Raw genomic sequence first — 11837 nt, 5'->3', positions numbered from 1 at the left:
GAGCTTATGGTGGAGACTAAAAAGATAAATCGTGCTGCCGCAAAACGCAAGCAGGAGATCAAATATCCGATCACCTGGGCGGCCATCAAGCGGCAAAGACAACTGATCTATATGTCTGTGCCTCTGCTGGCCTATATTATTCTGTTTGCCTATGTTCCAGTCTGGGGCTGGACGATGGCGTTCCAGGATTTCAAGCCAAATTTGGCATTTGCTCAGCAGACATGGGTAGGATTTAAGCATTTTGTGTTTTTGTTTACCGATGATAATTTTTTGAGAGTGCTGCGCAATACGCTCGGCATGAGTATTATTAACCTGGTGCTTGGCTTTGTCACTGCAATAGGGCTTGCATTGCTATTGAATGAAATCAAAAATATGTATTGGAAACGTACCGTGCAGACGGTCTCTTATCTGCCTCACTTCCTGTCCTGGATTATTGTGACGGGCATCGTCGCTACCTCTCTGGCCTCAGACGGTATTGTCAACGATGTGCTGATGTGGCTGGGATTGATCAATGAGCCGATTGTGTGGCTTAGTGAAGGCAAATATTTCTGGGGCGTGGTCGGAGCCTCGCATGTGTGGAAGGAAGTGGGCTGGAATACGATTATCTATCTGGCAGCGATGTCCTCCATTGATCCGTCCTTGTATGAAGCAGCCGATATTGATGGTGCCAACCGTTATCAAAAGATGAGGTTTGTTACCATTCCGGGAATTAAAGCGACGATTATTATATTGCTGATCATGTCCGTCGGACATCTGCTCGAAGCAGGCTTTGAGGTTCAGTACCTTCTAGGCAATGGTCTGGTTGTGGATTGGTCGGAGACGATTGACATCTTCGTACTCAAGTATGGGATCGCGCAAGGAAACTATTCCTTGGCTACTGCGGGCGGGATCTTCAAGACCGTCGTCAGCATCACACTGCTGCTGGGCGCCAACTGGATTGCCAAGCGAATGGGAGAGGAGAGGCTGCTATGAGCGCAAAAAAAACGAGCCTGAGCGCTGTGTCGGCTTCTGCTACTGTGCAAAACAAATCCGGAATAAACAGGATTGAACCGATCCTTTTTAATACATTCAACACCTTGTTTATGGTTATTCTGGTTGTCGTTACACTGTATCCATTTCTGAACACGATCGTTGTTTCCTTCAATGCCGGCAATGATACCATTCGTGGGGGCTTATATCTGTGGCCGAGGGAATGGACGCTGCAAAACTATCGAGCGGTATTCGTATCCGGTACCATCTATGATGCGTTCTGGGTTTCGGTAGCGAGAACCGTACTGGCCACCTTGCTGAATCTGTTCTTGACGACGATGCTGGCCTATACGCTAAGCCGCCGGGAATATATATTCCGCAAGCAGATCACGCTGGTGTTTGTCTTGACGATGTACTTCAATGCCGGACTCATTCCAGGATACTTCCTGATGAAGGATCTGCATTTGCTTAACTCGTTCTGGGTATATGTTATTCCTTCGATGATTAGTGCCTTCAATATGATCGTTATTCGCACCTATATCGGGACGATTCCCGAAAGCTTGGTGGAATCTGCACGAATTGATGGTGCAGGAGAGTTTAAAATTTTCTGGAGCATTATATTTCCGCTCTGTAAGCCCGTGCTGGCTACGATAGCGCTGTTCGTTGCGGTAGGTTCATGGAATTCCTGGTTTGATGCGTTCTTGTACACCTCATCCAGGCAAGAGCTGAGTACGCTGCAGTATGAGCTGATGAAGCTGCTCTCATCCAGTATGAATGCGAACAGCAACCCGGCCGTTGCCAATGGTGGCGGCGTGACACAGGATACCGTTAGCTCGATGGTAACGCCGATCTCGATTCGTGCAGCGGTCACCATTGTTGCCTCTGTGCCGATTCTGGTCGTTTATCCATTCATGCAGAAATATTTTGTTGTTGGACTGAATGTGGGGAGTGTAAAAGAATAATGGCGAAGCAAACGATTACGTATACGAACCCGATTCTACCGGGCTTCTATCCAGACCCAAGCATTGTTCGTGCAGAGGATGCCTATTACTTGATCAACAGCTCGTTTGAATATTTCCCTGGCGTGCCGATCTTCCGCAGCTATGATCTGCTCCATTGGGAGCAGATCGGGCATGTGCTCGATCGCATCAGCCAGCTCGATGTGCGCGACCGTCTTAGCTCAGATGGCATCTTCGCGCCGACAATACGCTATCATGCAGGAACCTTCTACATGATTACGACTGATGTGCGTGGAATTGGCAACTTCTACGTCACGGCGACCGACCCGGCTGGCCCATGGTCAGACCCGATCCTGGTGCCTCATGGCGGGATTGATCCGTCCTTGTTCTTTGATGACGATGGCAAGGTTTACGTGACAGCGCAGCAGGGCGAGGGCTATAACTCGCATGCGATCCAGTATGAGATTGATATTCAGACGGGCAAGGCGCTGAGTGAGCCCGTTGTCGTATGGCATGGCGATGGCGGGCCATGGACGGAGGGGCCGCATCTGTACAAGGTGAACGGCATGTATTACATGATGTCTGCATCGGGCGGTACTGCCAAGGAGCATCGAGAGATTATCGGGCGCAGTCCACACCCGTATGGGCCGTTCGAGATGTTCCCTGAGCCGATCCTGACGCATCGGGATATGGATCATCCGATCCAGTATCTTGGGCATGCCGATCTGGTGGAGGATACCGATGGGCAATGGTGGGCGGTCTTCCTGGGCGTGCGTCTGGTCGAGACAGGCTACAGCGTGCTCGGACGCGAGACGTTCCTGGCTCCGGTGCAATGGCGGGACGGCTGGCCGCATATTGATAACAACGAAGGCGTGGTCAGTCTCAAGATGCAGGTGGAGCTGCCAGCAGGCAATCGGCCGACCCGATCCAAGCCAGCCGCCTGCGAGGGGCGGGAGACGTTTGCCGGTACGGAGCTGAAGCCGGAGTGGATGTTCCTGCGCAATCCGGCAGAAGGCAGTTGGTCGCTTACCGACCATCCAGGCAGCCTCACGCTGTATGGACAGCCCGGCGGGCTGCATGATGTCGCCCAGGTCTCGTTCATCGGGCGTCGACAGCAGCATGTGCATGCGGTGTACACGACCTGTATGTCGTTTGCGCCAGCTAGCGAGCAGGCAGAGGCGGGACTGGTCGCAAGACGGGATGAGGATGCCTACTACGCGATTGGCGTCAAGCGGGTCGACGGGGGGCTTGCTGTATATGCCAGACTACGATACAGGGGCAAGTCACAGGCCGAGCATCTGGTGCCGATAGAGGGAGAAGACTTCACTGGCAACGTGTGGCTGCGGATCGAGGCTGATGTGGCGGAGTATTCGCTGTACTACTCGCTGGATGGCGAGCAGTGGAAACGGCTGGCTGGAGCTTCAGCCCGTTCGTTATCGCCGGAGGACTTTGTAGACAAGATGTGCTTCACCGGCACAGTAATGGGACTCTATGCATCAGGCAACGGCAAGCATTGTGCGGAGCCAGCGCGCTTCGCATGGTTTGAAACCCGGCTGCCTGACGGACTGGAGGGATAAGCATGCACGAACGCACGGAGGCGGCTCTGAAGGAGCTGTTCCAGGAAGACTTCCATATCGGGGCGGCAGTGAATCCTTCCTCGATGAAGAAGCAGGAGCAGTTGCTGAGCTACCATTTCAATAGTATTACGGCAGAGAATGAGATGAAATTCGTCAGCCTGCAGCCTGAGGAGGGGAAGTATACCTTCGAAGCAGCGGACACGCTCATCTCGTTCGCCCGCAAGCATGGTATGGCAGTGCGCGGACATACGCTGGTGTGGCACAATCAGACTACCGGATGGGTATTCGAGGACAGCCAGGGGCAGCCAGTTAGCCGTGAAGTGCTGCTGGAGCGGATGCGCTCGCACATTCACACGGTTGTGGGACGCTATAAGGACAGCATCTATGCCTGGGATGTGGTGAATGAAGCGGTGGCGGATGAAGGGGATCAACAGCTCCGTCCATCCAGATGGCTGGACATTGCCGGGCCGGAATTTATCGCCAAAGCCTTCGAGTATGCGCATGAAGCAGACCCGAATGCCTTGCTCTTCTATAACGATTACAATGAATCCGATCCACTGAAGCGGGAGCGAATCTTCCAACTGGTTGAATCGCTGCTCAAGCAGGGAACGCCTATTCATGGCATTGGTCTGCAGGCACACTGGAATCTGTTCGCCCCGTCTTTGGAGGATATTCGGGCAGCGATTGAACGCTACGCCTCCCTTGGGCTAAAGCTGCATCTGACGGAGCTGGATATGTCCGTATTCGAATTCCATGACCGCCGTACCGACCTGCTCCGCCCGGACCCTTCCTTGCTGGAACGGCAGGCAGAGCGGTATGAGGCCATCTTCCGGTTGCTGAAGGAGTACCGTGATTATATCGGCTCGGTGACGTTCTGGGGAGCAGCCGACGATGACACCTGGCTGGATTATTTCCCGGTACAAGGACGCAAGAACTGGCCGTTGCTGTTCGATGAACAGCATCGCCCCAAGCCGGCCTATGAGCGTGTAGCTGGCGTTGCCTCGGCAGGCAGCCTCTAGCCGTCCATAGCGGGTTCACACTGGCAACGAAGAGATCGTCCTGCATGAGCAGTCTATGCGGGGCGGTCTCTTTTAAATTAGTAGAAAGTACATGTTCACGTATACGGGTCTTCAATTACATGAAACATAGCTTGCCCGCCAAGATCATCGGCATCGTGTACACTTGCTATGCGTTCGAATTAAATTCATTTTATTGGTTAATATGGTAAATATTTATTGACAATTTCGCTGCCATTCGATACGATTAAGGAAAAATGTAAGCGCTTTATAGAAAGGGGGGGCCGAATACATTTGGGAAGGAGACAAGCTCTATGATCGGTCGATCCCAAGCGGATCTATTCGTGTGATAGCAGGGTGGATGGTCTGCCGCGGAGGAAAGGCCGCCCTGAGGCCCCAAGCATAGGGAGCAAGCTTATATGGTGAAGAAATGGAGGAGAGGGTAATGAGAATAAGAAATTGGCGGAGAGTAATCGCGTTACTGGGTCTGGTCGGCCTGCTAGGCAGCTTCGTCTATAGTACACCGACGGTTCAGGCACAGAATACAGTGCTGCTGGAGCACGGATTTGAGGATGGCACGGCGCAGGGCTGGACCGGGCGCAGCGATAACGAGACGCTGACCGCTGCGGCAGAGGCTGCGCGCACAGGAGCCTACGGACTGAAGGTGGCTAATCGCAGTGCGGTGTGGCATGGCGCGACGCTTGATGTGACGGATTACATGGAGTTCGGCAAGACGTATGTGTTCTCCAGTTGGGTTAAGCTGCCTGCCGGATCTGCGGCGAGCCCCGTATACATGACGATGCAGCGGACCGCAGGGGAGGAGATGCATTATGAGCAGCTAGTGAATGAGAATGCAGCCGCCCATGGATGGGTGCAGCTAAGAGCCGAGTACAAGTATCGCGAACCAGCGGATAGCTTATCCGTTTATTTTGAGATTCCGAGTCAGCCTACGCAGTCGTTCTATGTGGATGACTTCGTACTGGAGAAGCTGCCAGATGGCGAGCCCATCGTGATTGAGGAGAATATTCCTTCGCTGAAGGATGTCTATGCCGATTACTTCCTATTCGGCTCGGCCTTCGAAAATTTCGAGCTGTACCAGCAGCCGGACGCCCAATTGCTTGCCAAGCACTTCAACAGCCTGACGCCAGGCAATGTGCTCAAGTGGGACAGCCTGCAGCCGCAGGAGGGCAATTACCGCTTCACGGAGGCAGATGCGGCTGTACAGTTCTCGGCACAGAATGCTGGGCATGTGCGGGGGCATACGCTTATCTGGCATAATCAGACGCCGGATTGGGTATTCCGTGACGCCAATGGCGGCCTCGTTACGAAGCAAGTGCTGTTCGAACGAATGGAGGATCATATCAAAACGGTCGTCGGACGGTACAAGGATGAGATCTATGCCTGGGATGTGGTGAACGAGGTTATCGATGAAGGAGAGGCCAACGGCCTGCGGCGCAGTCTCTGGTATGAGATCGCGGGTGAGGAATATATCGAGAAGGCATTCATCTATGCGCATGAGGCTGATCCTGATGCCATGCTGTACATCAATGATTACAATACGCATGATCCTGCCAAGAGTCAGGCGCTGTATAATCTGATCGTTCGGCTGCAGCAAAAAGGGGTGCCGATTCACGGTGTCGGGCATCAAACGCATGTGAATATCGATTATCCGCAGATGAGCCAGATTGAGGCTTCGATCCTCAAGTTTGCTGCGCTGGGCCTCAGGACGGAGATCACCGAGCTGGATGTTGACATCTACACGAATTCGGGACAGCGCTATGATACGCTGCCGGCACAGATTGAGCAGCGGCAGGTGGAGCGCTATAAGCAACTGTTCGAGATATTCAGGCGTCATCGTGATCTGATCGATAATGTTACGGTATGGGGCAAGGATGATGGGAACACCTGGCTGCGTAAATTCCCTGTGACTCGCAACAATTGGCCGTTGCTGTTCGATGAGCGGCTACAGTCCAAGAGCGCGTATTGGGAGATTGTAGGCGATGTGCAGACGCAGCTTCCGAATGCGCCATCTAATGTACAGGCTGCTGCGGGTGATGGGCGCGTCACCCTGAGCTGGAGCCCGGTTGCGGGGGCTGCGAGCTACAGCGTGCAGCGCGCATTGCAGAGGGGCGGGCCGTACACGCAGGTAGCGGAGGGGCTGACGGCTTCATCTTATTTGGACATGGGGCTAGTTAATGGTACGGCCTACTATTATAAGGTGACGGCGCATGATGCAGCGGGAGCCAGTGCGACATCAGCCGTGGTGTCGGCTACGCCGCAGGGAACGCCGCATACCGGAACAGGCCAACTCGCAGTCCAGTACCGTACCAGCTCGAGCAATGCCGGGGACAATTCACTGACTCCGCACTTTCTTATCGTTAACCGTGGCAGCGCGGCGGTTCCGCTGAGCGAGCTGACCATCCGCTACTGGTATACGGTGGATGGGGAGCGGCCGCAGCAATTTCATTGCGACTGGGCGCAGGCAGGCTGCTCCAATCTGAGTGGAAGTCTTGTGAAGCTGGCACAGCCGCTTGCCGGGGCTGATTATTACCTGGAGCTGTCATTTGCTGCGGGAGCCGGCAGTGTGGCGGCAGGCGCGGACAGCGGCCCGATCCAGACGCGTGTGAACAAGACGGACTGGTCCAATTATAATGAGCTTGGGGATTACTCATATGATCCGCTCAAGACGGCCTTCGCCGACTGGGAGCGAGTCACGCTATATCGTAATGGCACGCTTGTCTGGGGCACGGAGCCAGGGCAGCAGCCATAATGCAGCACATTCATTGATACGGGAACTGGAGCCTCCATGGGAGCTGGAGCTTCCACCGAAGGAGCGGCCAAACGGCCGCTTTTTTGGCGTGAATCGGGCTTAGCCTGCCAGGGCTAGTGCTTGACAAGCGATACAGTTACGGATTATTCTGCCAATATGCATGCTCCTTGCTACTATAGTCCCTTGGTATGACATGAAGCCTAAGCTGTAGATATAACTTAGGAAGTAGGTCCAATGACCAGAGTGAACCGTTTCAAGGGACATGATCATGAGCCGGCAGTACAAGCATATATATGAAGTAAAGCTCATGGAGCCATTGAGCTGGAAGTTCATTTGTATGAATATAGACGACTATTATTCACTAAGGGGAGTTACTATGTGGGATCGTAAAGTGTTAAAGGAACGGGCGAAGGATGTGCTGCGCGCCTCCTACTGGAAGGCGTTCGTGGTTGGATTGCTCCTGGTGCTTGCTGGTGGTGGAGGCGGCGTGTCAAGCTATAGCTCATGGAATAGCGGGACAGAAGGTAGTGAGTATGGCGGATATATCAATGGCATGTTAATTATCGTGGCGCTGGTTGTAACTGCTATATTTGTAGGGCTCGCGCTGATCTTCCGCATCTTCGTGGGCGGGCCGCTTGAGGCAGGAGCGCTCCGGTATTACAAGCGTGCTGCCGAACAGGATGTGGAGATTGGTTATGTAGCCTCTGCATTTCAAAAAGGGCGGTACGGGGATATTGTCAAAACGATGATTTGGAGAGATGTGCTGAACTTTCTCTGGTTCTTGCTGCTGGTTGTTCCGGGCATCGTGAAGTATTACGCGTATAGCCAGACTGCGTTTATCCTGGCGGATAATCCGAATATCGGATATAACCGTGCGGTGGAGCTAAGCACGGAGATGACGCAAGGACATAAGCTTCGTCTATTTGTACTCGACCTGAGCTTTCTCGGCTGGTGGCTGCTCGGGGGGCTGCTGTTTGGCATTGGAACCCTGTTCGTCGTGCCTTATGTATACTCGACCAAGGCGGAGCTGTATCTGGTTCTGCGCCGTGAAGCGCTGGACAATCGGTTGACGAGCGAGCAGGAGCTGCAATTGACGTCCATCTACAATTAAACGATGTATGAGGTTGTCCCACACACATCAAAAGAAGCCAGAAGCCTCTTGACCATCGAGAGGCTTCTTCCTGTTCATTAACGAATGATACATAAACGACTCCCCCCTCGTCCCGGAGCCAGTGTAGTATTCTATTACTAGATGGATGAAGGCCAAGTCAAGGAGGCTACTGTAATGATGAAAAAAATCGCGCAAGGCAGAACAGCCGAAATCTACGAGCACGGCACAGATGCAATTCTCAAGCTATATATTTCCGGCTTCCCTAGCCAGGCCATACAGGAGGAGTGGGAGGTGAGCTGTATCGCCCATGAGCGAGGCCTCCCGGTTCCGAAGGCGCTGGAGCAGCTCAGCCTGAATGGGCGCAGCGGCATCGTATTCGAGCGTGCGGACGGCATCACACTGCTGGAGCAGATCATTCGCGATCCGGCGCAGGCTGATGATTGTGCTCGCAAGCTCGCCGCTCTTCATTGGGAGATGCATCAATGGAGGGCAGAGGATATGCTCCGCCCGCAGCGGGACCTGTGGCGCGGCCATATTATGCAAGCGGCTGAACTAGAGGAGGAGGAGAAGAGAAAGATCATTCGGTATATGGATCGATTGCCAGGTGGCGACCGAATCTGTCATGGGGATTTCCACCCGGCTAATGTACTGATCGGCCAGAAGGATTGGATATTGGACTGGATGACGGGAACAAGCGGGCATCCTGCAGGAGATGTGGCGCGGACAGCGATTCTACTGCAGCATGCGATATTGCCCGAGCATTCCCCTGTGGAAGTACGGCAGGTGTTCTCCACTGCGCGCGAACAGCTCGCGGCTGTGTATCTGGAGCATTACTGCGAGCTGTCTGGACTTGACGAGCTGGATATTCAACGCTGGTACCTGCCTGTCATCGCGGCTAGGCTAGTGGAATGGGTTCCTGATGAGGAACGGATAAAGCTGCTGCGACTGATCCGGGAGCATCTGGATATATGGCAGGAGGAAGAGTAGCGGGCCGGGATGCTGTGTCCTGTGTCCGCAGCGATTCGTGCAGAAAAATGCGGTTTCGCCACTGTAGCTCTACATACACTCGCGTATTTATCCGATAGTATAAACATAGAGAATGCATGGTGCCCAATCGGCTGGTACGAACATGGCATGATCGTGCGCTTATTGCCTGCTTGGAAGTCAGCGCTAAGCGGCAGCGCCGCGGGCAGGCAGCACTGCCTGCAGCGGGGAAGGCGGGCGATGGCCAGAGGGCGGATTGTGGATGCTTGCAGCTTGGCATAGGGACAGTACGAGAGATAGGAGAGACAACAGCCATGATCGAAACCACATTGCAGCAGGTTCAGTTGGAGCAGCTAAGCAGTATACGTCATGAGGTGCATATCGGGAATTCCAGCGCGGCCAGCGATCTTGGCATTATGGTGCTGAAATTTGAGGGAAGTTATGGCTACGGATCAGAGGGGAACTGTGATGCCATCTATATGAGAGCTATCGGCAATGCCTGTGTGGATGCTTGGGAGCCGGGAGGGCTCATCATTGACCTGAGCGGTCTGGCGTATGAATGGGGAGACCGACTGGAGATGGTCTTCGGCATCGGCAATCGACAATATGAAGAAATGCCGTTCCCGGTGGCGCTCGTAGTTGGCGAGCAATGCTGTGAAGGGATTCGTACCTTGCTGCTCGGTCTGAACAGTCCATTGCCTGTTACGGAGGCCGGCTGGGTGTTTACTGAGCTGGAGCAGGCCTGGGTCTACATTGAAGCAGAGATTCATAAATTCAGGAGCCAACAACTGCTATAGCATAAACGGCAGGCTGGTCAGTCGCACAGGTGTGGCGCTCTGCCGTCCTTGGCGCGACTCCCACGATGCCGCTGCTCGCAAGCTGGCGCAGCAGGGGGAAGAGTGTGTGGTCACCCTGTGACCATTTTTGGAACCGCTTTCATTATTAGTAGCTTCGCTGTCGCTCGACCGAACGCCGTCATGCAGGCATTGCACGGCGTGCTGGGAGTTGCGCAACATTCCATTGATCGGTGTTCCACAGAGCATACGCCCTATAATTGAGGCAAGATGGTGTTGTAATACTTCTACCCTGTTCATTGACTGGTAAATAAGTGAAAATGAACAGCAACGGCTCATCCTGTACTGCGTGTAAAGCGCGGACAGGTTGGCTTCAGTCAGCAAGGAGGGGTAGCACATGGCTATCATGCAAGTTCGCTCGACAAACCCGCAATTTTCATTTTTGATCAAGAAGAATCCGGCCTCCGGTATGCAACTGCGCTCTATCCGCAAAGGGATGGCGTATGGCTGGTATAGCGATGAACAGAGCTACAATGTTTATTTCAAGGATGCGGAGAATGAGGTTTCGTATAAACAGCATCCCGACGAGAGCTTCGAATACTTGAATGTCTCGCGTTATCATACACCGCTGTTCCCGCTTGGAGCCATCGGGGAATTCTTCTCGGCGCCGCTCAAGATACAGCATGAACGGGATACGGAGGGCTTCGAGCAGGTACTGTTCATCAACATGATTCATGTGGAGCTGCCGCGCTACGTCGATTCGTTCCGCAAGCATATGCAAGACTATGCCTTCGAGCTGATTCACCTGGAGCACAAGAGCTATTCCTTGACCATTCGGACACAGCGCAGCCTATATCAACTGCTACATACAACCAGTGTGCTCTGTCTGTTTCTGTCGATGCTGGGCAACGAGAGTCTCGATATTTCAGACAGCATACTGGACAAATATATTAAAAGCATGGGCAACATCGATGCTCCGTTCTATATCCGCAGCTTGTTCGTGCGAAACTTTCTGTCCTCGCGCAGCCGCTTCAATAGGTACAGGGCGGAGTTGGAGAGGACGGAGCGCTATCCGATCCGCTTCGCCTTCGGTGGAACAGCGCTGCAGCGGCGCAATTATATTGCCGATGTACTGGATTTTGACAAGTCGATCGTGGATGTCGGCTGTGGAGAGGGCTTCTACGCGCTCCCATTTGCAAGCAAGCTGGAAGGCAGCTACTATGCGATTGACGTTAACAAGGAGGCGCTGGAGGTTGTGGAGCGCAAGGCGGCAGCTCGGGAGCTGGATAATATTGTGCAGCTTGGCTCCTTCGCTCAATTTCTGGAGCATTATAACGGGGAGCGGGTGGATGTGCTGCTGACTGAGGTTATTGAGCATATGAGCCGCGAGGAAGCAGGGCAACTGATCCGGGACATTTGCCAGCATGCGAACTTTGAGCGCTTGATCATTACAACGCCCAATGCGGACTTTAACCGCTACTACGAGCTGAGCGGCTTTCGGCATGAGGATCACAAGTGGGAGCTGGGCGAGCTGGAATTCCGGCAATGGATGGCAGAGCTGCTGCATGGCTTGCAGTATGAATTCGTGGCGGTGGGCGACAGCGTAAATCAGGTGCAGACGACTCAGGGCGTCATTGTGCGGAAGGAGGGGGCTTGA

The 11837-nt window shown here is 53.6% G+C and carries 9 protein-coding genes; all 9 read left to right on the top strand.

Annotated features, from left to right (window positions below; translation table 11 throughout):
• Positions 1-6 precede the first annotated feature (6 nt).
• The 9 genes from ACY1JZ_RS00255 to ACY1JZ_RS00215 all read left to right on the top strand — a co-directional run bounded on the left by ACY1JZ_RS00255 (position 7) and on the right by ACY1JZ_RS00215 (position 11837).
• Positions 7-972 carry an ABC transporter permease gene (locus ACY1JZ_RS00255; protein ID WP_462627509.1) on the top strand — a complete coding sequence of 322 codons (966 nt, stop codon included), beginning with the start codon at positions 7-9 and terminating at the stop codon, positions 970-972.
• Positions 973-1082: 110 nt separating this feature from the next.
• Complete coding sequence (locus tag ACY1JZ_RS00250) at positions 1083-1931, top strand: carbohydrate ABC transporter permease (protein ID WP_270172803.1); 849 nt, start codon at positions 1083-1085, stop codon at positions 1929-1931.
• Positions 1931-3505 carry a glycoside hydrolase family 43 protein gene (locus tag ACY1JZ_RS00245; protein ID WP_462627508.1) on the top strand — a complete coding sequence of 525 codons (1575 nt, stop codon included), beginning with the start codon at positions 1931-1933 and terminating at the stop codon, positions 3503-3505. Before ACY1JZ_RS00250 ends, ACY1JZ_RS00245 begins: the two co-directional genes overlap by 1 nt.
• Before the next feature lie 2 nt (positions 3506-3507).
• Positions 3508-4524 carry an endo-1,4-beta-xylanase gene (locus tag ACY1JZ_RS00240; protein WP_462627506.1) on the top strand — a complete coding sequence of 339 codons (1017 nt, stop codon included), beginning with the start codon at positions 3508-3510 and terminating at the stop codon, positions 4522-4524.
• Positions 4525-4966: 442 nt separating this feature from the next.
• Positions 4967-7291, top strand: coding sequence for an endo-1,4-beta-xylanase (locus ACY1JZ_RS00235; protein WP_462627505.1), 2325 nt, complete (start codon positions 4967-4969; stop codon positions 7289-7291).
• 376 nt (positions 7292-7667) lie between these two features.
• Positions 7668-8402 (top strand): DUF975 family protein, encoded by a 735-nt coding sequence (locus tag ACY1JZ_RS00230; protein ID WP_462627504.1) that lies wholly within the window; start codon positions 7668-7670, stop codon positions 8400-8402.
• 174 nt (positions 8403-8576) lie between these two features.
• Entirely contained in the window at positions 8577-9389 is an 813-nt protein-coding gene (locus tag ACY1JZ_RS00225) for a phosphotransferase family protein (protein WP_462627503.1), read from the top strand.
• A gap of 311 nt (positions 9390-9700) precedes the next feature.
• Positions 9701-10183 (top strand): hypothetical protein, encoded by a 483-nt coding sequence (locus ACY1JZ_RS00220; protein ID WP_462627502.1) that lies wholly within the window; start codon positions 9701-9703, stop codon positions 10181-10183.
• 394 nt (positions 10184-10577) lie between these two features.
• Positions 10578-11837, top strand: a complete 1260-nt coding sequence (locus ACY1JZ_RS00215) for a methyltransferase domain-containing protein (RefSeq protein ID WP_462627501.1) — start codon at positions 10578-10580, stop codon at positions 11835-11837.

Source organism: Paenibacillus sp. J5 (assembly GCF_054955055.1).
This window is presented reverse-complemented; position numbering and strand designations above follow the sequence as displayed.

Excerpts from the sequence above, each read along its gene's own strand:
- ACY1JZ_RS00225 (WP_462627503.1), top strand. The coding sequence starts at position 8,577 with ATGATGAAAAAAATCGCGCAAGGCAGAACAGCCGAAATCTACGAGCAC.
- ACY1JZ_RS00235 (WP_462627505.1), top strand. The coding sequence starts at position 4,967 with ATGAGAATAAGAAATTGGCGGAGAGTAATCGCGTTACTGGGTCTGGTC.
- ACY1JZ_RS00250 (WP_270172803.1), top strand. The coding sequence starts at position 1,083 with ATGGTTATTCTGGTTGTCGTTACACTGTATCCATTTCTGAACACGATC.
- ACY1JZ_RS00255 (WP_462627509.1), top strand. The coding sequence starts at position 7 with ATGGTGGAGACTAAAAAGATAAATCGTGCTGCCGCAAAACGCAAGCAG.
- ACY1JZ_RS00245 (WP_462627508.1), top strand. The coding sequence starts at position 1,931 with ATGGCGAAGCAAACGATTACGTATACGAACCCGATTCTACCGGGCTTC.
- ACY1JZ_RS00230 (WP_462627504.1), top strand. The coding sequence starts at position 7,668 with ATGTGGGATCGTAAAGTGTTAAAGGAACGGGCGAAGGATGTGCTGCGC.
- ACY1JZ_RS00240 (WP_462627506.1), top strand. The coding sequence starts at position 3,508 with ATGCACGAACGCACGGAGGCGGCTCTGAAGGAGCTGTTCCAGGAAGAC.
- ACY1JZ_RS00220 (WP_462627502.1), top strand. The coding sequence starts at position 9,701 with ATGATCGAAACCACATTGCAGCAGGTTCAGTTGGAGCAGCTAAGCAGT.
- ACY1JZ_RS00215 (WP_462627501.1), top strand. The coding sequence starts at position 10,578 with ATGGCTATCATGCAAGTTCGCTCGACAAACCCGCAATTTTCATTTTTG.